Raw genomic sequence first — 25601 nt, 5'->3', positions numbered from 1 at the left:
GTATAATAAAACCAGTACAATTATGCCGGGAGGTCTATTATGTCTGTTACCTGTCAGGATCTACTGCCTTTAAAATACTTTGAGCGTATCAAGCTGGTGGCCGGACAAAACGGCCTCGACCGCACAGTCACCTGGCCCTATGTAGGCCAGACCTCCAGTGTCTCCCAATGGGTGCACGGAGGCGAGCTGCTGTTTATTACCGGCATCGCCCACAGTGCCGATAAGCTGAAAGACCTTATCTTAGAATGTATCCAGAAAAAACTGGCCGGGCTCGTCATCCTGGTCGGTAATGAATATATCAACGCTATTCCGGAAGAGCTGCTGGCCCAAGCCGATGCGGCGGATTTCCCGCTTTTTGAAATGCCCTGGGATGTGAAGCTGATCGATGTGACGCGCGAGATCACCGACCTGATCATGCGTGATAAATTTGAGATCAAAAAGTCCAAAAACTTTCTGGGACGCCTGCTTTTCGCTTCCGACGTCGATTACCGGCAAATGCTGGACACAGCAGTTATCAACGATATCAAGCTGCTGGAATACAAATTTATCGCCGTTTTCAACGTCAGCTATCCCGCCGGCGAGGTACTGACAGACGCCGGGCACGACAGTATCGAAGATAAACTGCAGCATTCCGTCGGCAGCCTGTGTAAAGAAAAACAGCTGCCCATCACTACCCTGGTCTACGGCAACAACGTGATCTGTCTTGCCAGCGCGTCTACGGCAGAAAAAGCAGCCGAAGCGGCGGCTTATATGGAAACGGTTTACGGACTTTTAAAACAGATCTACAGCGGCAGCGACCTCTACCTCAGCTTCGGACGCCCTTATACCGCTATCGAACAGATCAAAGCCAGCTATCAGGAAGCGCAGAAAGCGCTGCTGCTCTGGAAAAAAATGGAGCGCCGCGATCACATCGTCTACTATTCCAAACTTGGTTTATACCGCCTGCTCTTCAAGATCGACGACAAAGAAGAGATCCGCGAATACTACCGCTACAACCTCGGCGCACTGCTGCAGCATGACAGCAAAAACAACTCGGAGCTGCTGGAGACCCTGCGGCAGTATTTATACTGCAACGGCAGCCTCGTTAAAACCTCACAGGCGCTTTTTATTCACCGCAACACGCTTTTATACCGCCTCAACCAGATCAGGGACCTGCTGGGACGCGATATCGACGACGCGCTGGTGCGGCTTGACCTGCTGAACAGTATCGTGGCTAAAGATTACCTTGACGAATAAAATAAAAAAGCACCGGACCCCAAGCAGTAGTCGTCCGGTGCTTTTCCATGTTTTATTTATAGGAGGATTTGTAAGTTTGCTCAAATTTAAGATGTAAGATCAGCCTTCCGGAACGGTAACGACCTCTTCGGGAGGCTTTTTTTGTTTGGCCAGAGATAAGGTAACTACGCCGGTCATGATCAGGGCGCAGGCCACGATCTTGATCATGGTCACCGTTTCACCCAGCAGCAGCACGCCGCAGATAATACTGGTGATCGGCTCGAAGGTAGTCAAAATAGCGGCGGTAGACGCGCCGACATGCTTGATGCCTATTTGCAGCAGCGACAGGGCCACGACGGTACACAGCAGGGCAAAGACCGTAGAAATGAACCAGGCCTGCGGCGTCAGCGTCGTCAAAGTCAATTCGCCCGTGCCCATGCCAAAGATCCCCATAGCGATCGAGGACATCAGCGCTACATAAAAGGAAATCTTAAAAACAGGCTGGTTTTTTAAACCGCTCTTGTCCATGTAAATGATGTAAAAGGCATAAGTAACGCCGGAAGCAACTGCCAAAAAGAGTCCCAGGAAAGTGCCGCCGCTGAAACCGGCGCTCATATCCACGCCCAGAAAGAAGCAGGCGATGCCGGCAGTAGCGATCAAGAGCGCGATAAACTTCTGCAGACCCAGGCGTTCTTTATAAAAAAGCACGCAGCCGATAGTTACAAAAACAGGATAAATAAAATGGATCGTTGTCGCTACGCCTACGTCGATCAGTGAAAACGCAATGAACAGCATCAGCGTAGTGACAGCGTTGCCGATCCCGCCTAAAACAGTCAGGCTCCACAATTCTTTGGCGCTGACGCGCAGGGACACGCCCTGATACCAAAGGATCGCCAACAGCACCGGCAGGCTCAAAAAATTACGCAGAAAGGTCAGGGTCACCGGATTACTGCCGGCTTCGCCATAGGTCATCGGCCCTAAGGTGAAGGCAAAACCGAAAGTAACAGCCGACAGCATCGTCAGTAAAATACCCCTGGTACTTGTATTAGCCATGATGATTCTCCTTTATGAGAGACGAAGCGGCAACGGCCGCTCCGTCAAATACCGGAATTAAAATTCTTTATCGCAGATCTTGACCAGTTCATCCAAAACACTGTCAATGATCAGCTGGCCGCGGGCGGCAGAGGAAGAACGCGCCGGAGCAAGAACGCCGGTCGGCGGTACTGCGTCTTTAGGCACAGGATAGATATGGTACGGGCAGGGAGTTGCGCCCTGAGTGTCCACCATTCTGTCCTCATGCACCAGCTCGGGCGCAAAAGCCATCATCAGAGAAGTTTCGGTAACGGCGGCATGCTCAAAAGCCCAGCCCGGGAACGGCACTTCGTCAAATACTTTATCAATGATCTCTAACGGCATCGGGTCCCACCAGTTAGCGATCAGGATCTTAGCCTGTTCACCGTATTTCTGCGCGATCAGGTCAACTGCTTCGCAGACAAAAGCTTCGTTTTCAAAGTGACAGCTAAGAACCATGATTTTTTTCACGCCGTCTTTGATAAGCTCTTCCAGAACATCATAAGTCAAACGGATCAGAGTCTCGCCGTTCAAATCTACAGTGCCGGGGAACAACGGACCGCCGCCGGAGAGAGGTTTGGATTTATAACCATAGTTGATAGTCGGAGCAACCATACCACCCACACGTTCCGCCAGTCTTTCGGCAAAGCCGTTGGCCAGAACCGTATCAACGCACAGCGGCAGATGCGGGCCATGCTGTTCGCAGGCGCCGATCGGCAGGATAGTGATCGCGCCTTCATCGATTTTTGCTTTAAATTCCATCCAGGTCATTTCGTTCATTCTAATCATGATTCATCGCTCCTTTTTAATGTTTAGCTTGTAATATTTCGTCATTACTGTACCTGTTACTGACGCGCAGTGTCCTGCGCCTTACCGTTAATTTAAGGAAGATTTATTGCGTGGTACCTGTGAACTGCGGCTGCGCCGCATTATTAAGTGAACTGACTTGCTTTGACTAAGAGTTTTCGCCCTGTCCCCGGGCCGTGTGTTTTTTGTGCAGCAGCTAGCTTTACTGTGCTTTCAGTATACTCCCGCCGCAGCCTTGTACACAACGTACAAAAAAGCCAAAAACGTCCCTGCCTGCCAGTGCATTTTCTGCACAAGCCGCTCCAGCATTTTTGTATCATTCGTACAGTGCTTTTTAGTCTTCCACTTGCTATACTGATTGCGACAAGAGTTTTCGTTACAAAGCTCCTCCGCCACAAAACTTAAATTTGTAAAGGAGACTTTCTAATGAAAAGCACATTATTCACCAATGTTAAATTAAAAGGCCAGGACGGCCTGCAGGACCTGTATATCGTAGACGGTAAATTTAAAGAGATCGGCCCCGGCCTTGCTGCCAAAGTAAAAGCCGACAAAGTTGTCGACCTGGAAGGCAAACTTGCCGTACCGCCTTATGTAGATCCCCACATCCATCTGGATTACGTTTTCACCGCCCTCAATCCGGCAGCCGCCAACAAAACCGGCTCTTTATTTGAAGGCATCCAACGCTGGTCTGAAACCAAAGGCAACCTTACCAAAGAAGAAATCAAAGAACGCGCCCGCCAGGCCATGAAACAGGAGATCCTCACCGGCGTACAATATATCCGTACCCATGTTGATGTGACCGATCCCAAGCTCACCGCTTTGCAGGCCATGCTGGAACTGCGTGATGAAGTAAAAGATACCTGCACCCTGCAGATCATCGCTTTCCCGCAGGAAGGTATGTACGCTTATCCGGACGGCGACAAATTAGTTGAAGAAGCCCTCACCATGGGCGCTGACCTGGTCGGAGCCATCCCCCATTTTGAATATACCCGTGAGGACGGCGTCAAAAGCGTACAGAAAGCCTTTGAACTGGCTGTTAAATACGACAAAATGGTCGACATCCACTGCGACGAGACCGACGACGATCAATCCCGCTTTATCGAAGTACTGGCAGCAGAAGCACTGCGCAGCGGTATCGCCGAAAAAGCTACCGCCAGCCATACCTGCGCCATGCACTCTTACAACAACGCCTACACCTATAAGCTGTTCAAATTGCTGGGGCTCTCCAAAGTCAATTTCATTTCCTGCCCGACAGAAAACATCCACTTACAGGGACGTTTTGACAGCTATCCCAAACGTCGCGGCCTGACCCGCGTCAAAGAACTGAATGAAGCCGGTATCAACGTCTGCTTTGCCCAGGACTCCATGAGCGATCCGTGGTATCCGGTCGGCAACGGCAATCTGATGAACATCCTCGACGCCGGTATCCATATCGCGCAGATGATGAGCATCGAAGAGATCAGCAACTCCCTTGACCTCATCACTGTCAACGGCGCCCGCACCCTGAACATCCTTGACAGCTACGGTATCGAAGCCGGCAAACCGGCCAACTTTATCGTGCTCAACGCCAAAGGAGAATTTGAAGCAGTCTGCAACCGTGTTTCTGTTGCCTGCTCCGTCCGTGACGGTGAATTCCTCTTTGAACGTGCGCCTGAAGTCATCACCACCGACAACGGTTTGTTGAAATAAGGGTTACAATGAAACAATCCCCGCCAAACTTAAAGTTTGACGGGGATTATTTTCGTTGTTTTCTTTTTATGTTTATTTTCTTTTTATCTTTTAGATGTTCATTTCTTTTGGCGTCAAAAGTTGCCTTAAACTTTCTTGGAAGAAAGTCAGCAAAGAGCTCTTCAGATAGGAATTTGAATTTAGGTTTTCTTTTTCTTATGCAGCTTTCTTCCAGAAGCAAGCTGCGCAAAGAAAACCAATTTTTCTTTAGATTTTCTTTATGTTTTTTCATTTTTGTTTTTCATTTTTGTTTATGCCGCTTTCTTGAAAGCAAGCGGCGCAAAGAACTTTCAGCGCTGTTAAGCTTTGGATTGCGCTTCACTCGCTGTACGCGCTCCGGGCAACTCGGCATCACAGGGAAAGATTCAAATGCTCTGCCGTGCATAGCCTGCCGATGCCTCAGACATACCCTGCGCCTGCTTGCAGCTGCGTGTCGCTCATCTGCCAAATCTTCCCAATGCGCTGTAAAACACTCTGTATCGTACGTTTGGCTTTTTTAAGCAATAATCACTGGTTTCATTGATAGTTCGATGCCGTTCTTATGAAATTTAGCAGCAATTTGTACGATACAGGGTTTTAAGCGCACATTGTGGTCAAGTTCGTTGTGTGCGCTGCGAGCTGTAAGCGTTGGAGGGACTGTTTGAGGCATTGCTGCTTTGCAGGTAAAGATTTTCTCTGTATGACAATGCCGAGTTGCCCGGAAGCCGGACAGCGAGCAAAGCTAAACAGGACTTGCCACAGTGCGCAAAGTTCTTTGCTGACTTTCTTTCAAGAAAGTCTAAAACAACTCTTTCAAAAAAGCTACATAATATAAAAATAAATCCAAATCCTCAACAAAAAAAATAAACCCAGTCATAACTGACCGGGCAAAATATCTGCCGAAAAACTAAAAAAACAAAGCATAAAAACCACTATTTTTTACCGTTTCAGGCAGGATTTTTATTGCGTTTGTAGAAGTATTTATATACAAAAAAGAATCAGCATTCATGAGCATCCACTCTCACTCAACTGACTTTTGCGGAGTGTTACCACTACCGCCTGTAACATTTCCGATCTAACTATAGGCGCAGATGTTTTAAGGAGGGATTTACCATGATGAAAAAAATTCTTGTACCGTTCGATGGTTCCGAAACAGCGCTTCGCGCACTGGACTTTGCCGCAGGTATCGGCAAACCGTTCGGCAGCGAAATTATGGTAGTCAATGTTATCGTACCTTATGACTACACCAAAGTTCCGCCCAGGAAACCAAAAAATGCTATCGAAGAAGCCGAAATGGCGGCTAAAGAGCCTGACCCGACGCCGCTGGATATCGCCAAAGGCATCCTGGAAAAAGCAGGTTATCCCAATGTGTCCTTCCGCATGATCGTTGACATCGACCCTGCTGAGAGGATTCTGGATTACGCCAAAACTGCCGAAGCAGATATGATCGTGCTTGGCAACAGAGGCATGGGTATGCTGGCCGAGTTGTTGATGGGCAGCGTCAGTATGAAGATCTCGCAATATGCGGAATGCCCCGTAGTGATCGTGAAATGATTAATTGATATAAAAATTCCCGTCTTGAGAAGGCGGTAATCCCTTGGAAACGGCCCCTTACCCGCTGGAGGTAAGGGGCCGAGGTGTTTTTAAAGCTCCTGCTCCGGCAGGGCATCATTCATGCTGCCGCTGCGAAAGCCTTCCAGATCCAGGCTTACATACAGAAAGCCCGCCTGTTTGAAAGCGGCGACTATTTTCCGGCGCAGCTGCGGCTGCGCTATTTTTTCAATAGCAGACTCACTGACCTCGATCCGCGCCAGTTTATCATGGCAGCGCACACGCATTTCAGCAAAGCCCAGATCCAGTAAAAGCTGTTCCGCCTTTTCGATCATCTGCAATTTTTCTGCCGTGATCACTTCACCGTAAGGTATACGGGACGCCAGACAGGCATAGGAAGGCTTGTTCCAGGTAAAAAGCTCAAACTCGCGCGAGAGCTGCCGCACTTCCGCTTTGGTAAGTCCCACTTCCCTGAAGGGACTTTTGACACCCAGCTCCGCAGTCGCTTTCATGCCCGGACGGTAATCACCTTCGTCATCCAGATTGGAACCGTCGGCTACACAGCTGCAATGATACATCCTTGCCATCTCGGCGACAGTTTCAAACAGGGCAAGCTTGCAATAATAACAGCGCTCCGGCCCGTTTTCGGCAAAACCGGGGATCGCAAGCTGGTCAACGCCGATTTCAAAATGAGGGATCTGCAGCTCACGCAGCAGCTGTGCCGCGTCTCTGGCCTCGTGCCCCGGATAGCTCGGCGTCCTTACCGTTACCGCCAGCACGTTGTCACCCAGGGCTTCGTGCGCCGCATACAGCAGCAGCGACGAATCGACGCCGCCGGAAAAGGCTACGGCAACACTGCCGTAGCCGCGCAGCAGCTCCAGTAAATGTGTATATTTTCTGCGTAATTCTATTTGCATTTTACACCGCCTGTCTTAATTCTGACGATTGACTAAATCTTCAATGGCTTTTTCGCGCAAAGCTGTTTTCAGCACTTTACCGGTGCCGTTTTTAGGCAGCTGTTCGCAGAAGAAAAAATATTTAGGCACTTTATACCCGGCCAGACGTTCCATCAGAAAGCGCCGCAGCTGCGGTTTGGTCGCTTCCTGACCTTCCTTGAGCACCACATAGGCGCAAACGGCCTGACCACGCAGTTTATCCGGCACCCCTACCACGGAGTTTTCCTGCACTGCAGGGTGATGATACAGCGCTTCTTCGACCTCGCGCGGATAGACGTTCTCGCCGCCGGTAATGATCATATCCTTGAGCCTGTCTACGATAAAGATATAACCTTCTTCGTCCTGATAGGCCAGATCGCCTGTATGCAGCCAGCCGCCGCGCAGAGTGACGGCGGTTTCCTCCGGCCGGTTCAGATAGCCCAGCATCACATTGTCGCCACGGGCACATAATTCTCCCACCGTTCCATCCGGCACCTTCCGGTCAGCTTCATCACGAATCTCGACTATTACATTCGGCAGCTGCGGCCCGATCGAGCCGACCTTGATTTTGGCGGCCGGATTAACGGTGCAGACCGGCGAGGCTTCTGAAAGCCCATAGCCTTCCTGGACCGGCTTGCCAAATTTTTTCTTAAAATCTTTTGCCAGCTTCTGCGGCAGCGAGGCCCCGCCGCAGATAAAAAAGCGGAGCGACGCCAGCTGCTGCGGTTCCGCGCCTTTTTCAAACATCTGGATCATCGTCGGCACGCCGGCAAACTGGGTGATTTGATAGCGCTCGATCAGCCGCAGTGCTTCGGCCAGCGTATAATTTTCCTGAATAATGATGCTGCCGCCGTGCAGCAGCGGCCCGGTAACAGACACCGTCCAGGCAAAGCAATGATACATAGGCAGCACGCACAGCGTTTTATCCTCAGGATACATCAGTACCCGCTGCGTAAAACCAGCAGCATTAGCCAGCAGGTTGCGGTGCGACAGCATAGCCCCTTTAGGCTGTCCTGTTGTCCCGCTGGTATAAATGATCGTGCAGTTGTCGTTTTCGTCAATAGCTACGGCTTCATAAGGTCTTGCAGCAGGCTGCCGCAGCTCTTCAAAATCCAGCTGCTTTAAAGCGCCACAACCGCGTTCACTCAAAGCTGCTTCCAGCTCCAGTTTTTGCCGCGTCACCATGACTTTCATCCCGGCGTCCTGTACGATATAAGCAACCTCAGGCGCAGCCAGCTGAAAATTAAAAGGTACAACAACGCCGCCGGCCTTGATGATCGCCAGATAGGCAAGCACGAATTCGCTGCAGTTTTTGCTGAACAGGCCCACCTTATCGCCCTGACGCACACCGCAGCTTTGCAGATGCGCCGCCCATAAAGTCACTTCCTCGCGTACCTGACCATAAGTCAATATTTTATCCTGACAGATCAAGGCCGGCGCAGCAGCCGGATGACTGTCGATTATTTCATAAAAAAGCATAACTTTCGCTCCCCGTTGCGGCAGCAGCCGCATAAACTCAACTGCCTGCCGAACAGATTTTGCGGCAGCAGTATATCCTTTATTATACTAAATAAAAACCCACTTGCACAATGCTAAAAATCAGGTTAAGATGTAAACAGCAGATACAATTACTATTCGCAGAAAGGCAGGTTTAATGAATGAAAGTTGAATTACGACCCGGTCTAACAGGACGAGCCGAAGCAATCGTTGACACGACCAATGTTGCAGCAGCTATGGGCAGCGGCGACCTGGACGTTTTTGCTACCCCGGCCATGATCGCCCTGATGGAGCAGGCCGCATGCAACGCGCTTGTTCCGTGTCTCGACGCAGCAACCAGCAGCGTCGGCATCAAAATGGACACTACCCACGATGCAGCTACGCTGCCCGGCAAAAAAGTTATTGCCACAGCCGAGCTGACAGCTGTCGAAGGGCGTAAGCTGACCTTTAAAGTCGGCGCCTGCGACGACCACGGCCCGATCGGTACCGGCACCCACGAGCGTTTCATTATTGACAAAGCTAAATTTATTGCCAAATTGCAGTCCATGCTCTGAAGCACTTTTTAATAAAAAACTCCCGCTAATGCGGGAGTTTTTTATTGGCCGGCTTGGCCTTACCGGCAAAGGTTCCATCCACAAATACAACTGCTCTGCTGCCATTTAAAGTAACAGACAGCCAATTTTGGCCGTCTGTTACTTTAAATGCTGATTTTATAGAATTTCCACTACTCAATGATGCCACAGCAAATGCTGTTTGACCGCCGGCTCCAGTCTGGCTACCACCAGCAGGCAGATAGAAACCGCGGCGGCGACCATGCCGATAACACCGCTCCAGCCGTAGCCTTCCAAAAATACACCGCCCAAAGTGCCCAGCGAACTGGCACCGGCATAGTAGAAAAACATATACATCGACGAGGACTGCGCTTTGTCACCCTTGTTCAGCTTGCCGACCCAGCCGCAGGCTACGGAATGCGAGCCCAGCATACCAAAGGTAAAGACGGCCAAGCCGATGAATTTGAACAAAAGCGGCTGCAGCAGGGTGATCAGCCCGCCGGTCAGCATGATCAACAGCCCCAGAATAAGTACTCGCCCGTTGCCCTGCTTATCCGACAGCCGGCCCATATAGGTAGAACTGAAGGTACCGAACAGATAAACGACGAACAGCAGACCTACTACCGTCTGGCTCAAAGAATACGGCGGCGCCAGCAGAACATAAGAGATAAAGTTAAAAACGGCGACGAACGAACCCATGATCAGAAATGCGACCAGATAGATCCACAGCAAGCGTTTATCCTGCAGAGCCGTCCTAAAGGTCCTGCCCAGCTGCAGCCCGCCCTGCGGACGCTGACGCCGGTATCTGGGCCGGGGCAGCAGGATATAAAAAGCGATGCCGACAACCAGATATAAAATACCGATCGCGATCAACCCCAGCCGCCAGGAGGCCAGGTCGGTGACGGCGCTGACCACAAGCCGGTCAAAAAGACCGCCTACCGTGGTGCCGCTGATATAGATACCGATCACAGTGCCGACATTGAACGGCTCAAATTCTTCATTGATATAGGCAATGATAAGCGAAGGGAAGGCAGCCAAAAGCAGCCCCTGCACCAGACGCATGCCCAGAATGACTTCAAAGCTGCCGCTGAGGCCGATCAGGATCGTCAGTATGGCCGCGCCGATCAGACCTGCCGCCGTTGCCAGCTTACGGTCAAACCGCGGCGCCAGCCCCGCAATGAACAGCATCGCGACCGACATGCCCACCAGTCCGAGCGAAACAGCCAGACTACCCTGCACAGCGTTCAGCCCAAAGCTGCCGGCAATCACAGGTATGATCGGCTGCACGCAGTATTCCGCGCCGAAAGCCGCCATGCTCCCTAAAAAAATAATAAACAGCGTGCGCCAGTAAACCTGCGAACCTGTTTTGATATACTCACGTTCTTCCAAGAAAAAGCCCCTTTTCTGTATGATCTGCTTTTATATTGTACACCTTCTGACGCATTAGTCAATTCTTAAAATAAATAAAACATCTATCGTTTATATTTATTTCAAACACACAATAGCTTTAAGCGGATCATTCACGCAGCTCGGCCAGAGAAGGCAGCGCTGCCCGTACAGGCTTCCACAGCATGATCGAGATCGTATAGTCGATCAGCGAATGCAGAAAGGTCCCGACACCAACCAGCACCAGCACGCTCATAACATAACCGTCGGCCAGCTGTTCCGGCTTGAAGATACTGCCGGCCAGGAAAAAAGGCGACACGACAGCCACTTCGGCCGCAGCATGCACCAGAGCCATCCCGCCGTTGAACATGGTACCGGCTAACGGCTTTTCGATGATCTCCGGCATCTTTTTGATGAGCAGCGCTCCCAACACTGCAAAAACAATGTGGCTGGCCGCCCGCAGAGCGATAATGACCGGCGTCGTCATAAAAAAGCCCAGCGTCGTTCCCAAACAAACGGCTGCTGCCAGCTTCGGCGAGATAAACATCGCCATAAAGATAGCCACGTGGCTGGCCAGCGTAAAAGACATCGGACCGATCACTATTTTAGGCATCAGCATCGGCACTACGATACCGATGCCGCACAAGACCCCGGCTACCACCAGCTGATTGATATTTTTGCTTTTCATCCCACAACACTCCTTCATCCTATAACCTTTAGGCTTTTACTGCAAATTGATCCTCCTGTTTTTTATCATGCCAAATATATTCTATATTTTCAGCAATACTTTCGGCAACTGAATTACCAAATCTATCAGCAACAAATCCCAGTGCCATATCAATGCCGGCAGAAACTCCCGAAGCGGTATAATATTTCCCAGCCACACACCAACGTGCCTTTGGCTGCCAATTAACTGCTTCGTTTACTGAAACAACCCAGGAAAAAGCCTTTTTATTAGAAGTGGCCTGTAACCCATCCAGCAAACCTGTTCCGGCAAGCAATGCAGCACCAGTACATACAGTCAGACACCAGCATGAAGCGGCAGCCGCTTCACGCAGATCCGCAATAAATTCCGTCTCCTGTACCAATGGTCTTGTTCCCTGACCACCCGGTACAAGTAAAATACCATTTTTATCCATATCATTCAAGTTCCCGGTCAAAATCATTGTACCCTGCCGGCTTTTAACAACTCCGCCGCTCCAGGATACATATTTCAGCTTATAACCGGCAACTCTGCCTAAAACTTCTACTGGTCCGAAAACATCTAAAGTTTCAAAATCATTGAACAATAAAATATTGACAATCATAATTGACACCTCCACTTATTTCAAATAGCGAAAACAGCGCCCAAAGGCGCTGTTCTTATTTTAGCACAATTATTTTAACACCGTCTGTAAAAATGCCTGCAAACGTTCATTTTTCGGATTGGTAAAAATATCCTCCGGTCGTCCCTGTTCCTGCACTTTGCCATCAGCCATAAAAATAACCTTGGTCGCCACTTCACGGGCAAAGCCCATTTCGTGGGTCACGACCACCATGGTCATTTTTTCTTCGGCCAGCTCACGCATGGTGCGCAGCACCTCGCCGGTCAGTTCCGGATCCAGTGAAGACGTCGGTTCGTCAAAAAGCATGATCGACGGCTTCATGGCCAAAGCACGGGCGATCGCCACACGCTGCTGCTGCCCGCCGGAAAGCTTACGCGGATAAACGTCCGCTTTTTCGGACAGTCCGACCTTGCCTAAAAGGATCTTTGCTTCTTCTATGACCTCTGCACGTTCACGCTTTTGCACCTGCACCGGCGCTTCGATCAGATTCTGCAGTACCGTCATATGCGGAAACAAATTGAACTGCTGGAAGACCATGCCCATTTTGCAGGCGATGCGGCGGCTTTCGTCACCGGGCGCATAGATCACTTCACCGGCGCTGTTGGTCTCTACCAGCGTTTCACCGTCGATGATGATCGTGCCTTTGTTGATCGTTTCCAGCTTGTTCAGGCAGCGCAGCAGCGTGCTTTTGCCGCTGCCGCTGGGCCCGATGACGGCGATGACCTCGCCTTCCTCTACATCAAGGTCGATGCCCTGCAGAACGTCCAGTTCCTGAAAACTTTTATGAATATTACGCGCTTCGATTTTTTTCATGGCTTACTCCCGTCAATCGTACTTCGAAAATCTTTTTTCCAGTTTATCAAATCCGTAGGTCAGTACCAGCGTCATCAGCAGATAAAATACGCCCGCCACTAAAAACGGCGTGATGCTGAAATCGCGCTGCACCAGATTGCGTGTCGTTCGCAGCAGATCGTTCATGGCCAGCACATAGATCAGGGAAGTATCCTTGACCAGAGTGATCGTCTCATTGCTGACCGGCGGCAGAATGATGCGGAACACCTGCGGCAGGACGATACGGCGCATGGTCTGCACATAATTCATACCCAGTGTGCGAGCCGCTTCATACTGTCCTTTAGGGATCGCCTGTATTCCGGCGCGGAAGATCTCGCAGAAATAGGCGGCGTAATTCAGCACAAAAGCAAAAATAGCGGCCTGAAAGTCATCCAGCCTGATGCCGATACCGGGGATAAATGGCAGCCCGTAATAAACAAACAAAAGCTGCAGCATCAACGGCGTGCCGCGCAGCAGCCAGACATAGACGCCGACCGCGCTGCGCAGACTGCTCAGGGAAGACACCCTGGCCAGCGCCAGCAGGATACCCAAAGGTATCGATAAAATGATCGTAATAAAAAACAGTTTTAAAGTTTCGACCGTCCCCAGCCACATCTGCGGCAGGATGGAAATAATATAGTCCATGATGAGTCTCCGTATCTGTATGCAAAATAAATAGAGGAAAAGGGCCGACAGCTCATGCCACCGGCCCGGAGCTTATTAATATTTAGTGATGTCAACGCCCATCCATTGTTCGGAAATCTTTTTCATGGTGCCGTCTTTTTTCATTTCGTCCAGCGCCTTGTTGATCTTTTCACTGTATTCTTTGTCATCTTTGCGGAAGGCTACAGCTACCACTTCGTCGCCCATATTTTCGTCCAGCACTACGTATTTATCGGGGTGTTTTACCATATAATAACGGGCCAGAACAGCGTCAACGACCATAGCGTCGATACGGCCGGCGTCCATATCCATATAAACGGCGGCAAAATCAGGATACTTTCTGTAATCCTTCAGCGAAGTCCTCAATGCGTCATTTTTATCTACCAGATAAGAACCGGTACTGTCGTCCTGCACTGCCAGCACTTTGCCTTTCAGGTCGGCGATCTTGGTAATAGCAGAGCCTTTGGGCACGACTACCAGCTGCGCGTTGACCATATAAGGTTTGGAAAGGGTATACGCTTCCTGACGTTCAGGATTGACTGTAAAGCAGTTCCAGATCGCGTCGACGCGTTTGCCTTTCATTTCGGCTTCTTTGGAAGCCCAGTCGATCGGTTTGAATTCCACTTCCATGCCGGCACGTTTGCAGGCTTCTTTGGCCAGATCGATATCAAAACCAACGATCTCGTTCTTCTCATTACGGAAGCCCATCGGCGCAAAGTTGTCGTCCAGACCGATAACCATTTTTTTCGGACCGCTGCTGCCGCAGCCGGCCACCAAAGATAACGCCATCAGCAGCGTCATTGCTAAAAGTAAAAATTTCTTCATCATCCATCCCCCTCTAAGGTGTTGTTTTCCTGCTATGTTTATGATTATACTTTAGTCTGCTAAATTTGTAAAGAGGTAAAATTGATTTTTTTAAAATTTTTTGCAGGAATTTACTGCCTAACTGCGGAATTTATCCAGCAAACGCTATTATTAAGAGAAAGAGGGGCTCACAATGATCGTTACAGACAGAAAAACAGATATTTTTGAACGCCGGGCAGGCGGCAAGGGCAATACTATTATGGAGCACATCGTCGATGAAAAGGTGTACGGCGGCAAGATCGCCGTTTATGCCCGTGTAGTCTTGAAGCCGGGCTGTTCGCTGGGTTTCCACAAACACGAAGGCACCAGCGAAACCATGTACGTTTTGCAGGGCACCGGCCTTTATAACTACAACGGCAGTGAAAGCACGCTGCACCCCGGCGACGTTACCTTCTGCCCGGAGGGCGAGAGCCACAGTATCGAAAACATCGGCGACGACGACCTGCTGGTCATGGCGCTGATCGTCAACGAAAAATGATCCTGATAAAAAACACAGATCCCTCGGGATCTGTGTTTTTTATCTAATATTGCAGAGCGCCGGCATTATCAAGATAGCGCAAACATTTTAGAAATTTATTTTTCACAAAGCTTCTCTGCCGCTACGCATTTTACCGTCAGCCGCAGAATATTCTGCCCCCGCTCACGGCTGTAACTGATGCCGTCGACAAAGCTTCGCATGAAGGTTCTGCCAAAACCGCCGGGCGCGGCTGCCGCCAGGTCTGTTTCCGCACTCTTGCCAGGCACCGCCAGGGGATCGAAAGGTCTGCCGCCGTCTGTGATCTTCAGCAGCAGCTGCTGATCCTTCACCTCGCAGGACAGCAGCAGATACTGCTCTTTTATTTCAGGAGCATAAGCATAAAGCACGATATTGGTGCAGATCTCCTCTGCCGCCAATAACAGCCGCAGCAGCTTGGTCCTGGCTAAGACGCCTGTACCCTGCTCTTCGACCCAGGCAAGCATTGCCGGTATTTCTGCCGCTGCCGCCTGAAAATATTTTTCAACCGTTCCGTTCATGACGAACCTCGAAGAAGGAATCGAACCCGGAGATCTCCAAAACCTCACGTACCAGTCCTGAAAGACGGCACAGCACTATGCGGCTGTCTCTGGCAGACGCGACCTTGGCCAGGATCAGCAGACTGCGCAGCCCGGCGCTGCTGATATATTCTACCTGGTCACAATCAAGCACCAGCTCGCTGCCGCTCTGCAAGTACGGCAGTACCTGCTTTTCAAAACTGCCGGCCGTCGTCGTATCTATGCGGCCGCTGACCTCGAGAATGATCCGGCCCTGTTCTTCTATACTTTTGATCTCCATCATAAGCCTCCAATAATACTTTCTTTTTTCTTTTATTCGTCTTTCGGCAAATAAATCCTGCCTGATATAGTTTCAGCGCTGGATTTTGTGATAAAATAAAAGAAAAATCCTCGAGGTGCCGCTATGCGTTTCACACTTCAACCACCTTTGCTGAGCCTGCTCACCTGCCGCAGAGTGTTAATAACAGCCTTGATCTACAGTCTGGCAATTATTCCTACAAAATTGCTGCTGATGCTGCTGCCCGGAGCAGAAGTCCGCTTCGGCGCCTGCATCCCCGTAGTTATGGGTATGCTTTGGGGCCCTGCCGGAGCTGTTGGCAGCGCCTTAGGCAATTTTTTAGGCGACTTTTATGCCGGCGACAGTCTCTACGTGTGTTTTTGGGGCGCCGTCGCCAATTTTTTTCTGGCTTATCTGCCCTACAAGCTTTGGTACGGCTTTAACGTCGACGCCAAGACTTGTTTTTTCATCCATGATACACGCAGCTTCCTAAAGTTTCTGGTGATCATTTTGGTGACCTCTTTGATCTTTGCTTCGATGCTGACAGCTATCGTTTTGTCTATGGGCAATACTGCACCTCTGGAAAGTTTTTTTATCTTTTTTTCCAATAATTTTGATTTTCCGCTTCTGCTGGGTATCCCGCTGTTATTTTTACTGCGCGGCAGCCGCCTGACCTTTGTGCTGCCCCCGGTTCAAAAAAAATCCGCCAGACCCTACCTGCTGGTACTTCTGGCCGCCGCCGTTGGCTGTATGATTTTTTTAGCTGCGGCAGTTGCAGGCAGCCCCAGTCAGCAATTTGATGATACACTCTTTTTAGCAGCAACAACGCTTTTGCTTATCTATGTATCCCATCTGCCGGCTAATTATGACCCGCAGCCTTTCAACAATGATCCGCGTTTTTTCTACTCTATCGGGGCCAAAGCTACTACCGGTTTTTTGCAGCTGGCGATCCTTTCCGTGCTTTTTATAGGTTTTTCTATTTTCATTACTAACCCGGCTCTACTGCAAACCTCACAGCAGCTTGATCTCTGGCAGACCATTTTTACTACTTTGCTGCTCAGCATCAATATTATTTTTATTGCCGTTTTATTCATTCTCTGGCAGACAGAGAAAAAAATCGTCCAGCCGCTGATCAGGCTCAGCCAGAGCGCGAGGAAATTTGCCGGCTGTCAGTATCTGACCGCGCCGGCACCTGTACCCAAGAAAAGCGACGCCGGGCAGACGGTTGACGAGATCGACGACCTTAACGATTCCTTTATCAAAATGACGGCAGATCTCAGACGCTACGTCAGCGACCTCAGCACGGCTATTGCCGAAAGGGAAACTCTGGCGGCGCAGCTGAACATTGCTGCTGAGATCCAGCAAAACATGCTTGCCGATACTGCAAAAATCAACCAGCAGCTCAAGCAATATCAGCTGTTTGCCGGGATGTTCCCGGCAAAAGAGGTAGGCGGCGATCTTTATGACTGCTTTTTCCTGGATGACGAGCATTTGGTGATCCTGATTGCCGACGTTGCCGGCAAGGGCATACCTGCAGCGCTGTTTATGATGGTCACCAAAGCGCTTTTAAAAAACAATGCTTCTGCCAGTCCCGGTAAGATTCTGGAACAAACCAACAATACGCTGTGTGAAAACAACGACAGTATGATGTTCGTTACAGTCTGGCTGGGGATCGTCCATCTTCCCAGCGGCAGGCTTACTTATGCCAATGCGGGCCATAACTATCCGCTGCTGCAGATCAGCGACCAAAGGCCCGAACAGCTCTGTCAGCGCAGCGGTCCGGCCCTGGGCGTATACTGCAATCTGTCTTTCTCCGATCATACGGCCGAGCTGCCCTATAACAGCAGGCTTTTGCTTTATACTGACGGTATTACCGAGGCCGAAAACAGGCAGCATGAATTTTTTGGTACGGACAGGCTGGCTCAACGGTTTGAACGGACACATATCCCTGAAGATATTTTGTTTGCCGTGCTGGAATTTAGCGAGGGCGCCGAACAAAGCGATGATATCACGGTTTTATGGCTCGAACGCCAGTCCTGAATAAAAAAAGTCTATCAGCAAAAGCTGATAGACTTTTTTATTTTTTAGAGAACCAAAGGCCCGGAAATATCAAGCCCGACCAGAGTAGTGCCACGTTTTGCAACACGCTCTTTATATGCGCTGAATTTGGCATACGGGACAGGCAGCGCACCCGAGAAACCACTGCCTTGATCCATGATTCCTTGAACACTCCTGCTGAGAGGATCATACGTCATTTTGCCGCTGACAGTTACAGTGCTTACCATCAAAGTGCCCTGATCATTAACATAGGGCTGCGAATAATACATAGTAGCTGAACCGCCGGCAACCATGTCCAATTCTTCATCACTCATCATTTCTATTTTTGCATCGGGAGCAATAAATTTTTCTGTCATTATCAACACCGACCTTCTTTAAATATTTTTATTTAACAGCACCGGCTGTCATAAAACTTCTACAGAACCGCCCTTATACTGATCCATCAATTCAAGGGCCTCTTTACTGGCTTCAGCTTCGCTTTTAAAGCCGCCCAGAGAAATCTTCGTGCCTATTCTTTTTTGGCATTAAACTTTATCTTTTCGGAATATAATTATTATACTACGAACCGGGATTTTAAACAAGCTGCCGCTGCGCCAGCTGTGCAAAAATACCATTTTCCGCCATCAGCTCGTCATAACTGCCTTCTTCTACGATCCGGCCTGCCTCCATGACCAGTATCCTGTCGACATTCCTGATCGTACTCAGACGGTGTGCAACGATGATCCTTGTGCAGTGCATGGCTTCCAGACTGCTGGTCACTATTGTCTGCGTCGTATTGTCCAGGGCGCTGGTAGCTTCGTCCAGCAGCAGGATACGTGGATTATTGACGATACTGCGGGCGATCAAAATGCGCTGCCGCTGGCCGCCGGAAATATTGCCGGATCCTTCACTGATAGCAGTATACATCTGCATCGGCATCCTTTTGATGTCCTCGGCCAGACCCACACGTTCTGCCGCCAGCCAGGCATCCTGCATCGTCAGCGCCGTCGTACCTACGATATTGGTAAAAATATCGCCGGCCATCAGCTGCCCGTTCTGCAAAACTACGCCCATCTGACTGCGGACCGAGGCCAGGCTCAGCTCATTAAGATCGCAGTCATCATAATAAACAGCGCCCCGTTTAGGCTTTTCAAAGCCCAGCAGCAGCCGCATCAGTGTCGATTTGCCGCAGCCGCTGCGCCCAACTATGGCGATCGACTCGCCAGGCGCTACGTGTAAATTGATATCGTGCAGGATCTCAGGCCCGTCATCACTATAAGCAAAACTTAAATGCCGAATTTCTATTTCTCCTGAAAGCTGTCCTGCTTCCAGTTTATCGTTGTCCGTTTCCGGTTCAGTTTCCAAAATCGGCCGCAGGTTCTCGATATGAGGACGAATACTGAAAAATTTTACGGCTAAAGGTATCATACTGACCAAAGTAGTATTGAAGGAACTGAACGCGGCCTGAAAGCCCATAAATTCGGCATAGCTCATGGCTGTCTGCGCTCCGGCCAGCGTTTTACCTTCCAATCCGTAGATAGCCGTATAGTAAAGCAGTAAGGTCAGGATCAGCGGCTGCACCGCGTTGATGATACTGCTGTAATTATTCTGCCAACGTAATTTCAGGTTCCATTTCCATTCTTCGCCGAAACATTTGGCCCACAGATAAAAAGCCTGTTCTTCGGCTCCCTGACTGCGGAATTTGGCTAAGCCATTAAAAATCTGCAGTACCTGCCCCGAGGTTTTATTGGCTGCGCTGACGGCATTCTTCTGAAAGCCGTAGACGCGGCGGTAGATAAAGGCTGTCACAAAAAAATAAACCAGCCATACCAACAAAGCCACACCGGTGAGCCTGATGCTATAGTAGCACATCAGCGCTATACTCCAAAACGAAAAAAACGTATTGAAGATACTGCCCACAAACTCTCCCGTCACCAGCGACTTCACGGCATCGATACCGCCCATACGCTGGACCAGCTCACCAGTTTGATATTTTTTAAAAAATCCGGCCGGCATTGCCAAAAGGCGCGACCACAGGGCAGCTTCCGTCGCCATATCCAGATGATTAGTGATCCGCAGCACCGCTATAGCCCTGACCAGTGAAACAGCAGCGCTGGTAAAACCTGCGACCATCATGACCTGCGTGATAGTCGCCAGTCCCTGCCTGTCGCCGACGGGGATAACATCGCTGAAAATAGTTTCTGTGATCACCGGCGTGAACAGAGGGATCAGACCAGCTATAAAGCTGGCCATCAGGATATATTTATAATCCAGCTTCCAGCACTGATGATACATAAACAGCAGCAGGTCTTTTATTTTTAATTTACGTGCTGGAAACCCGGCATAGCAGGCATAACCTTCCGCAGCCAATGCTTCGGCATTGTCCTGCGTCAGAGCCTGCCCCTGCGGCTGCTTTTCACTGTAGATCCGATATTTGCCCGGGCTTTCAGGGATTGCGGCCACCATTTCACCACCGTACCAGGTGAAAAAAACGCCGCTGTCCTTCTCGTACCAGGCTCCTTCCAGCACTACCTTCCGCAGCTGCATCCCGCCTCTCCCTGCCAGGCGCTTCAAAAGGCTGAGGCCGTGCAGCTGCCGGAGAATATCTGCCGGCAGCTCGATCACCGATGTGTCCATGCGGAAAAATTCCGCCGCTTTACGCACGATATAAACAATATTATCATTGGCTTTGCCCTGAGTGGCTTCCAGCCAAAAGCTGAAGTCTTCCCTGCCAATCAAAGTCCCGATCGCTGCTCCCAGCAGCTTTGCTTTTTTCTCCTGCCTTTGCTGCAGCCTGTCGGCAAAATACTTTTGCAGCGAATGGAATTGGCCGCTCACTAATAAAGCCAGAATGTTCTGATGTTCCAGAAAATACGCCCACAGCTCCATATCCGGCAAATTGGCCAGAAAATCTTTTTGCCCCCACTGGCCTACAAAATCATCTTTCCGCACCGCAAAAAAACGCAGCCAGGGCAATGCCAAAAGCGAGCCAAACCATTCCCGCATTCCGCGGCGCAGCGCTCCGCCCTGCCCGGACACCAGGCTTGCCACCGCTTCGGTCGGATACAATGTCAAAATCATATCAGTTTTAGCGAAAAGATAAAACTCAACGGCCTGAAATTCATCCAGGGCGCTGAAAAAATAGCTGCCTTCCGTACGGGTAAGCAGGAACATCCTTTCATGCCGGTCAGCAGTAGTGGCATACAGCTCCGCCACACCGGATCTTATCAGTCCCAGCGCGCCCTGTTGTTCAAAATAAAATCGCTCTCCCTGCCGCAGGCTGATGGTTTTTTCCAATATCACAAAACCTCACCACCCTTTCCTGACAGCGCATCCTGATCCGTCAACAATTTTTGATAAGGGCCCGCTGCCGTGATCATCTCCCGATGCGTGCCTCGTTCAATGATCTTTCCGTGCTCGATGACAATGATCTCATCACAGTCGCGGATCGTACTCAGGCGATGTGCAACGATGATGCAGGAACAGCCGCGCCGCCGAATATTTTCCATGACCTGCTGTTCCGTCAGGGGGTCTAACGCGCTGGTTGCTTCATCCAGCACCAATACGGAAGGATTAACAGCCAAAGCTCTCGCTATCTCAAGCCGCTGGCGCTGGCCGCCGCTGAAATTGAAGCCGCCTTCCCCAACCCGGGCTTCGTAGCCGCCTTCAAGCTTCAGGATGTCGTCATGGATACAGGCATCCTGCGCTGCACGCACTACATCGCTGTGACGTATCGACTCATCAAATAAAGTAATATTTTCTTCTACCGTGCCGGAAAGCAGGAAGATGTCCTGATCGACCGAAGCTACAGAATTACAGATAACTTCGTGCGGGATCTGCGCACGGGGAATACCGTCAAAAAGCACTGCGCCGCTCCATTCCTGATAGATGCCTGTGACAATCTTGGCCAGCGTCGATTTGCCGCTGCCGCTGCCGCCTACCAAGGCAATCCAGTTGCCCGGCTGCAGGGTCATATTAAAAGCTTCAAATAACGGCGCGTGCAAAGGACTGTAGCCAAAACGCACGTTCCGCAGGCAGACCTCGCCATACAGTCTGGCCCTGCCTATCGGCTGCGGCGGTGTTTCCGGATAATTAAGTTTATCTCTTTCATAGCGCATCACGTCGTCCAGCCTTTTCATCTGCATTTCTGTAGTCTGCAGTGTATCAGCCAGATTCAAAAGATTATTAAACGGCGTCTGGAAGTTGCTCATCAGGCTCTGGAAGGCCATAAAGATACCGGCTGTCATCAACCCGTCCATAATGGCAAAGCCGCCCACAGTCATGATCAGCGCCGTATTAATACCGCTTAAAAGCAGCGGCAGCATCTGCATCGTCGTGTTATACAGGGTTATTTTCTGGCTGCCTGCCAGCACTTTCGTCCTGTAGCCGGCCCATTTAGCAAAAAACTCACCTTCATTTCCATTGGCTTTTAAGGTCTCGATCATCAAAAGGCCATTCATGGCCACGCCATATTCTTTGCCGGCATCCTGCTGTACCTTCATCGACATTTCCAGCAGCTTGCCGCGGATGCAAAAGAATAAAACCACGCCTACCAGGCTGAATGCCAGTCCGATCAGGGTCAGCGTAACGTTATACTGAAACAGCAGCAGTAAATAAAAAAGGGCGATCAGAAAGTCAAGCACCGCCGTAGCGGCAGAGCCTGTCAAAACCGAAGCAACGGCTTCATTAAAGGCTACACGCGAAGCGACTTCGACCCCGAAGCGCTGCTGGAAAAATTCCATCGGCAGCTGCAGCACGTGCCAGAAAAAACGCGCTGAATCTGACAGTGTCAGCTTCGCCTGCCATTTAGTCAGGCACCAGGCACGCAGCCATACTAAAACAGACTGGATAATAAAAGTACCGATAATGGCCAGGACCAGATTGAACATCCAGTCCTTATGCTTGCCGGTCAGTATATCATCCAGGAAGATCTGCCCGAACACAGGCGATACAAGCCCCGGAACGATCAGGCAGGCGCAGACGATAAGCACAAACAGTGTCGACCACTTGTCAGCCAGCAATTTTTGCAGGATGACGCTGGCGATATTATATTTGCTGCCGGCCTTGACGAACTGTTCGCCGGGCCTGATCTCCAGGGCGATCCCCGTATAGCTGGAGACAAAATCCGCAAAGGGCAGCACTCTGTGCCCTACGGCAGGGTCATTGATATAGGCCTTTTCATTTTCTATTCCTTCCAGAACGACAAAATGATTGAATTCCCAGTGGATCAACAGCGGAAAAACGGCTTTTTTCAGCATTTCCGCAGGCCAGCGATAACCGGCGGCAGTGCATAAACGCCCCCGGGCAGCTTTCACGATATTGCTGGCAGAAACGCCGTCACGATTGACGCCGCATTCCTGGCGCATTTTTTCCAGCGGCACCCATAACCCGTAATAGGCCAGAATGATGCTCAGAGACGCGGCTCCGCATTCAGCGGCTTCCATCTGCAGGATCGTCGGAGTTTTGACCTTTTGCTTTTGTAAGGTTTTCGTAAACGGCCACATAATTTATCTGCTCCTCAGCCATTGACTGAATTTATAAAACACTTTTTCCAGCGGCTGCTTACGGTCAACTATTACCGAACCGGCACAAATACTGCCTGCTGTTACGGGCTTATGCCGACCGACGATGCTCGTCCATAAATAACCGGATTCTGAATTTTCATCCTTGACCAGATCAAAGTTCACTTCCATGACCGCATTGTCCGACTTGCTCAAGATCCACTGCACCAGCTGCTGATTGCCCAGCCTGTTGAGCATGGCGTTGGCCGATACCGGATACTGAGATACTGAGCGCACTACGGCCAGCAGACTGCCGTCCTCACTGCTGTCAACGCCGTTAGGTGCCAACTGCACAGTCATGCCCGGCTCGATCCGCTTGCCATTGCTGACAGGCACATACAGCACACCGTTTATTTCATCGCGTTCCTGGTCTTTACGGATAGTGCAAACAGAAGTCCCGGCGGCAACTACCGCGCCCGGAGAGGTCGATACCTCATCGACGATACCATCGGCTTCACTAAAAATAAAGGAACTGACATCCTGCTGATAGCGCTTGGCATCGTACTGTGACGCACGCGTCAGGGCCTCACGCTCACTTTCGGAAAGATACATATCGGAACGGGCCAGTTTGGTTTCCATGCTCTGCTGCGGCTGTTCCAGCACGGCGATCAGATCGCCCTTCTGCACGCGCATACCAGTCCTGACAAAAACGTCCTCTACCCTGCCGCCGGAAACCGAAGTCACACTGACAACGCCGCCTGAATCCAGCAGGATACCAACTCCGTCAACCTTCACGACCATAGCCCCGAAAACAGACCACACTAATACGGACAAAACCATGACGACCATGGCCGCCAAAGCCATCCAGCCGATCGGCGTAGTGACTTCCAGCAGCGTATCCAGCTTTTCGGGAGAACGCAACTTGTCCATGGCTTCCTTACTGAATAATTCGTTATTGGCCATCAGCCGCGCCTCCTTTGACATTGACCTCAGCTTTCATACCATTGCTCAAGCCTTCCTTACCTGAAACTATTATTATCTCTCCCGGCTGCAGACCGGCGAATACTTCTACATAATTTCCATCTGTGGCTCCCGTGGCTATTTTTCTTAATTCCAGTTTGCCATCGGAAGGATGCCAGACATACACGGCATCGTGCCTGTTTTCCAGCAGGGCGCTTTTAGGGATGGCCAGATTTTTTCTTTCTTTTATGGCAAAAATCTTCACATCTTGATACCGCTTGGGTTCCAGCAGGCCGCTTGAATTATCCACACTCCAGCGGATCGTCCGCATAGCCGCCTCGATCTCAGGCGGCGGTTCCACACTGACTATCCGCGCCAAAAATCTTTGCTGTGCCCCTTTATTGCCTTCATTGTAGCCTGTGGCATAGATCTTATCCAGCTCACGCTTGCTGAACGCCAGCTCCCCGGGAACATCCAGGGGCTCTAAACGCCGTAATTCATCATCAGTAACGACCTCTGTAAACTGCAGGGTCGAAAAATCACCTATCAAAGCTACCGAGGTGCCCGCCTGCAAAAAGCTGCCCTGCTTCTTGTACAGCATCAGGACTTCGCCTTCCAAAGGCGCTGTAACTATCAGCCGTTCTTCCTGCAGCTCATATTGGCGGCGTTCCAGCTGCAGCTGCTTGACTTCTTCCGCCGCCGCTTTGTAATTGGTCAGCGCTTCTTCATATTGTTCCTGCGAAACAGCCCCATAATCTATCAGACGTTTATAGCGTTCATAAGAATGTTCATACCGGATCAGAACAGCTTCGGCCTTGGCGATATTGACATCTATCTGCGCCAGCTTGATGGGTATATCCTCGTTGGCAATGCGGCAGATAGCCTGACCTTTGCTGACATGGTCATTCTGCCTGACAAATACTTCTTCGATCGTGCCTTCCAGCCTTGAAATAGCATCGGTCATGTTCTCTGCCGACAGACGCATACTGTCCAACTCCCAAACCGGCAGCAAAACACGCTCTTCGGCTTTGACCCCATCCAGGCGCAAAACACGGTTTGCCATTCTGAGATCAATAACCTTTTCGCTTTTGTAGTTTAAAAAAGCCCCGTACCCTACCAGCATGATCGCCGCGGCCATGATTACCGTTACCGCTATCAAAAACAGTTTTTTCAAGCTGCTCACTCCGTCCCTATCAGTTTATCCCATTTTATGACAATTTTTCTTATACCATTATATCTGTAATAGAACAATTTGACTATCTTTATAATAGTCTGCCGCCGCAAATTTTCTTCATGCTCAGTGCAGCAGTATTCATAAGATATAAAAAGATTAATGGCATCGCGCAGAAGCAGCGATGCCATCAGCAAACTTATAAAATTTTAAGAACAAG

At 50.2% G+C, this 25601-nt stretch carries 24 protein-coding genes; 6 read left to right on the top strand and 18 right to left on the bottom strand.

The features are described 5' to 3' along the window. The first annotated feature begins 39 nt into the window (after positions 1-39). Entirely contained in the window at positions 40-1236 is a 1197-nt protein-coding gene (locus Q4G98_RS04100) for a PucR family transcriptional regulator ligand-binding domain-containing protein (protein WP_177560396.1), read from the top strand. Between the two features lie 99 nt (positions 1237-1335). Here Q4G98_RS04100 and Q4G98_RS04095 read toward each other — a convergent pair whose 3' ends face one another. Together Q4G98_RS04095 and Q4G98_RS04090 are read right to left on the bottom strand one after the other, a co-directional pair. Continuing rightward, complete coding sequence (locus Q4G98_RS04095) at positions 1336-2268, bottom strand: DMT family transporter (protein WP_293717487.1); 933 nt, start codon at positions 2266-2268, stop codon at positions 1336-1338. Between the two features lie 57 nt (positions 2269-2325). After that, the gene (locus tag Q4G98_RS04090) at positions 2326-3075 is read right to left on the bottom strand and encodes a creatininase (RefSeq protein WP_177560400.1); all 750 of its coding nucleotides are present in this window, start codon (positions 3073-3075) and stop codon (positions 2326-2328) included. 444 nt (positions 3076-3519) lie between these two features. Here Q4G98_RS04090 and codA point away from each other — a divergent pair, with 444 nt between their 5' ends. After that, complete coding sequence (gene codA, locus Q4G98_RS04085; RefSeq protein WP_298562836.1) at positions 3520-4782, top strand: cytosine deaminase; 1263 nt, start codon at positions 3520-3522, stop codon at positions 4780-4782. A gap of 46 nt (positions 4783-4828) precedes the next feature. Here the strand turns inward: codA and Q4G98_RS04080 are convergent, their stop codons facing one another. Then, positions 4829-5053: a hypothetical protein gene (locus Q4G98_RS04080; RefSeq protein WP_301961847.1), complete on the bottom strand. Its 225-nt coding sequence runs from the start codon at positions 5051-5053 to the stop codon at positions 4829-4831. Positions 5054-5913: 860 nt separating this feature from the next. Between Q4G98_RS04080 and Q4G98_RS04075 the strand changes: the two genes are divergently transcribed. Further along, the gene (locus Q4G98_RS04075) at positions 5914-6354 is read left to right on the top strand and encodes a universal stress protein (RefSeq protein ID WP_177560407.1); all 441 of its coding nucleotides are present in this window, start codon (positions 5914-5916) and stop codon (positions 6352-6354) included. Between the two features lie 89 nt (positions 6355-6443). On the opposite strand, the gene larE is transcribed toward Q4G98_RS04075, so the two are convergent. Continuing rightward, positions 6444-7268: an ATP-dependent sacrificial sulfur transferase LarE gene (gene larE, locus Q4G98_RS04070; RefSeq protein ID WP_298565578.1), complete on the bottom strand. Its 825-nt coding sequence runs from the start codon at positions 7266-7268 to the stop codon at positions 6444-6446. 15 nt (positions 7269-7283) lie between these two features. Further along, positions 7284-8765 carry a class I adenylate-forming enzyme family protein gene (locus Q4G98_RS04065; protein WP_298565576.1) on the bottom strand — a complete coding sequence of 494 codons (1482 nt, stop codon included), beginning with the start codon at positions 8763-8765 and terminating at the stop codon, positions 7284-7286. A 179-nt stretch (positions 8766-8944) separates the two neighbouring features. On the opposite strand from Q4G98_RS04065, the gene Q4G98_RS04060 reads away from it, so the two are divergent. After that, complete coding sequence (locus Q4G98_RS04060) at positions 8945-9337, top strand: thioesterase family protein (RefSeq protein ID WP_298565574.1); 393 nt, start codon at positions 8945-8947, stop codon at positions 9335-9337. A gap of 174 nt (positions 9338-9511) precedes the next feature. Here the strand turns inward: Q4G98_RS04060 and Q4G98_RS04055 are convergent, their stop codons facing one another. The 6 genes from Q4G98_RS04055 to Q4G98_RS04030 form a co-directional block, all read right to left on the bottom strand. Further along, positions 9512-10723, bottom strand: a complete 1212-nt coding sequence (locus Q4G98_RS04055; protein ID WP_301961846.1) for an MFS transporter — start codon at positions 10721-10723, stop codon at positions 9512-9514. 127 nt (positions 10724-10850) lie between these two features. After that, positions 10851-11408, bottom strand: coding sequence for a hypothetical protein (locus Q4G98_RS04050; RefSeq protein WP_293717470.1), 558 nt, complete (start codon positions 11406-11408; stop codon positions 10851-10853). A gap of 28 nt (positions 11409-11436) precedes the next feature. After that, on the bottom strand, positions 11437-12027 hold the full coding sequence (locus Q4G98_RS04045; protein ID WP_298565568.1) for a DJ-1/PfpI family protein: 591 nt from the start codon (positions 12025-12027) through the stop codon (positions 11437-11439). A 69-nt stretch (positions 12028-12096) separates the two neighbouring features. After that, on the bottom strand, positions 12097-12858 hold the full coding sequence (locus tag Q4G98_RS04040) for an amino acid ABC transporter ATP-binding protein (RefSeq protein WP_298565566.1): 762 nt from the start codon (positions 12856-12858) through the stop codon (positions 12097-12099). 12 nt (positions 12859-12870) lie between these two features. After that, positions 12871-13521, bottom strand: a complete 651-nt coding sequence (locus Q4G98_RS04035; RefSeq protein ID WP_177560421.1) for an amino acid ABC transporter permease — start codon at positions 13519-13521, stop codon at positions 12871-12873. A gap of 75 nt (positions 13522-13596) precedes the next feature. After that, complete coding sequence (locus Q4G98_RS04030) at positions 13597-14367, bottom strand: amino acid ABC transporter substrate-binding protein (RefSeq protein WP_293545164.1); 771 nt, start codon at positions 14365-14367, stop codon at positions 13597-13599. A gap of 169 nt (positions 14368-14536) precedes the next feature. Between Q4G98_RS04030 and Q4G98_RS04025 the strand changes: the two genes are divergently transcribed. Further along, complete coding sequence (locus Q4G98_RS04025; RefSeq protein WP_177560423.1) at positions 14537-14881, top strand: cupin domain-containing protein; 345 nt, start codon at positions 14537-14539, stop codon at positions 14879-14881. A gap of 95 nt (positions 14882-14976) precedes the next feature. Here Q4G98_RS04025 and Q4G98_RS04020 read toward each other — a convergent pair whose 3' ends face one another. Both Q4G98_RS04020 and Q4G98_RS04015 read right to left on the bottom strand, forming a co-directional pair. Then, positions 14977-15417, bottom strand: a complete 441-nt coding sequence (locus Q4G98_RS04020; protein ID WP_298565563.1) for an ATP-binding protein — start codon at positions 15415-15417, stop codon at positions 14977-14979. Beyond that, positions 15401-15718: an STAS domain-containing protein gene (locus Q4G98_RS04015; protein ID WP_293661201.1), complete on the bottom strand. Its 318-nt coding sequence runs from the start codon at positions 15716-15718 to the stop codon at positions 15401-15403. Before Q4G98_RS04015 ends, Q4G98_RS04020 begins: the two co-directional genes overlap by 17 nt. Before the next feature lie 120 nt (positions 15719-15838). Here Q4G98_RS04015 and Q4G98_RS04010 point away from each other — a divergent pair, with 120 nt between their 5' ends. Continuing rightward, positions 15839-17752, top strand: a complete 1914-nt coding sequence (locus Q4G98_RS04010) for a PP2C family protein-serine/threonine phosphatase (RefSeq protein WP_298565561.1) — start codon at positions 15839-15841, stop codon at positions 17750-17752. 44 nt (positions 17753-17796) lie between these two features. On the opposite strand, the gene Q4G98_RS04005 is transcribed toward Q4G98_RS04010, so the two are convergent. From Q4G98_RS04005 to Q4G98_RS03985, 5 genes are all read right to left on the bottom strand, one after another. Continuing rightward, positions 17797-18126 carry a hypothetical protein gene (locus tag Q4G98_RS04005; protein ID WP_298565559.1) on the bottom strand — a complete coding sequence of 110 codons (330 nt, stop codon included), beginning with the start codon at positions 18124-18126 and terminating at the stop codon, positions 17797-17799. A gap of 217 nt (positions 18127-18343) precedes the next feature. Then, positions 18344-21052, bottom strand: a complete 2709-nt coding sequence (locus tag Q4G98_RS04000; protein WP_301961845.1) for an NHLP bacteriocin export ABC transporter permease/ATPase subunit — start codon at positions 21050-21052, stop codon at positions 18344-18346. Next, positions 21049-23253 carry an NHLP family bacteriocin export ABC transporter peptidase/permease/ATPase subunit gene (locus Q4G98_RS03995; RefSeq protein WP_298565555.1) on the bottom strand — a complete coding sequence of 735 codons (2205 nt, stop codon included), beginning with the start codon at positions 23251-23253 and terminating at the stop codon, positions 21049-21051. The genes Q4G98_RS04000 and Q4G98_RS03995 overlap by 4 nt, the downstream gene beginning before the upstream one ends. 3 nt (positions 23254-23256) lie before the next feature. Then, positions 23257-24213, bottom strand: coding sequence for a biotin/lipoyl-binding protein (locus Q4G98_RS03990; protein ID WP_298565553.1), 957 nt, complete (start codon positions 24211-24213; stop codon positions 23257-23259). Continuing rightward, a complete protein-coding gene (locus Q4G98_RS03985) occupies positions 24203-25384 on the bottom strand; it encodes an efflux RND transporter periplasmic adaptor subunit (protein WP_298565551.1) in 1182 nt (393 codons plus the stop codon). The genes Q4G98_RS03990 and Q4G98_RS03985 overlap by 11 nt, the downstream gene beginning before the upstream one ends. Positions 25385-25601: the final 217 nt, after the last annotated feature.

Origin of the sequence: uncultured Phascolarctobacterium sp. (assembly GCF_958349595.1) — a bacterium.
In the GTDB taxonomy this organism is placed as follows: Bacteria; Bacillota; Negativicutes; order Acidaminococcales; family Acidaminococcaceae; genus Phascolarctobacterium.
This window is presented reverse-complemented; position numbering and strand designations above follow the sequence as displayed.

What these genes read in the sequence shown, in the direction of transcription:
- Q4G98_RS04100 (WP_177560396.1), top strand. Translation starts at nt 40, where the DNA reads ATGTCTGTTACCTGTCAGGATCTACTGCCTTTAAAATACTTTGAGCGT.
- Q4G98_RS04095 (WP_293717487.1), bottom strand. Translation starts at nt 2,268, where the DNA reads ATGGCTAATACAAGTACCAGGGGTATTTTACTGACGATGCTGTCGGCT.
- Q4G98_RS04090 (WP_177560400.1), bottom strand. Translation starts at nt 3,075, where the DNA reads ATGATTAGAATGAACGAAATGACCTGGATGGAATTTAAAGCAAAAATC.
- codA (WP_298562836.1), top strand. Translation starts at nt 3,520, where the DNA reads ATGAAAAGCACATTATTCACCAATGTTAAATTAAAAGGCCAGGACGGC.
- Q4G98_RS04080 (WP_301961847.1), bottom strand. Translation starts at nt 5,053, where the DNA reads ATGAAAAAACATAAAGAAAATCTAAAGAAAAATTGGTTTTCTTTGCGC.
- Q4G98_RS04075 (WP_177560407.1), top strand. Translation starts at nt 5,914, where the DNA reads ATGATGAAAAAAATTCTTGTACCGTTCGATGGTTCCGAAACAGCGCTT.
- larE (WP_298565578.1), bottom strand. Translation starts at nt 7,268, where the DNA reads ATGCAAATAGAATTACGCAGAAAATATACACATTTACTGGAGCTGCTG.
- Q4G98_RS04065 (WP_298565576.1), bottom strand. Translation starts at nt 8,765, where the DNA reads ATGCTTTTTTATGAAATAATCGACAGTCATCCGGCTGCTGCGCCGGCC.
- Q4G98_RS04060 (WP_298565574.1), top strand. Translation starts at nt 8,945, where the DNA reads ATGAAAGTTGAATTACGACCCGGTCTAACAGGACGAGCCGAAGCAATC.
- Q4G98_RS04050 (WP_293717470.1), bottom strand. Translation starts at nt 11,408, where the DNA reads ATGAAAAGCAAAAATATCAATCAGCTGGTGGTAGCCGGGGTCTTGTGC.
- Q4G98_RS04045 (WP_298565568.1), bottom strand. Translation starts at nt 12,027, where the DNA reads ATGATTGTCAATATTTTATTGTTCAATGATTTTGAAACTTTAGATGTT.
- Q4G98_RS04040 (WP_298565566.1), bottom strand. Translation starts at nt 12,858, where the DNA reads ATGAAAAAAATCGAAGCGCGTAATATTCATAAAAGTTTTCAGGAACTG.
- Q4G98_RS04035 (WP_177560421.1), bottom strand. Translation starts at nt 13,521, where the DNA reads ATGGACTATATTATTTCCATCCTGCCGCAGATGTGGCTGGGGACGGTC.
- Q4G98_RS04030 (WP_293545164.1), bottom strand. Translation starts at nt 14,367, where the DNA reads ATGATGAAGAAATTTTTACTTTTAGCAATGACGCTGCTGATGGCGTTA.
- Q4G98_RS04025 (WP_177560423.1), top strand. Translation starts at nt 14,537, where the DNA reads ATGATCGTTACAGACAGAAAAACAGATATTTTTGAACGCCGGGCAGGC.
- Q4G98_RS04020 (WP_298565563.1), bottom strand. Translation starts at nt 15,417, where the DNA reads ATGAACGGAACGGTTGAAAAATATTTTCAGGCGGCAGCGGCAGAAATA.
- Q4G98_RS04015 (WP_293661201.1), bottom strand. Translation starts at nt 15,718, where the DNA reads ATGATGGAGATCAAAAGTATAGAAGAACAGGGCCGGATCATTCTCGAG.
- Q4G98_RS04010 (WP_298565561.1), top strand. Translation starts at nt 15,839, where the DNA reads ATGCGTTTCACACTTCAACCACCTTTGCTGAGCCTGCTCACCTGCCGC.
- Q4G98_RS04005 (WP_298565559.1), bottom strand. Translation starts at nt 18,126, where the DNA reads ATGACAGAAAAATTTATTGCTCCCGATGCAAAAATAGAAATGATGAGT.
- Q4G98_RS03995 (WP_298565555.1), bottom strand. Translation starts at nt 23,253, where the DNA reads ATGTGGCCGTTTACGAAAACCTTACAAAAGCAAAAGGTCAAAACTCCG.
- Q4G98_RS03990 (WP_298565553.1), bottom strand. Translation starts at nt 24,213, where the DNA reads ATGGCCAATAACGAATTATTCAGTAAGGAAGCCATGGACAAGTTGCGT.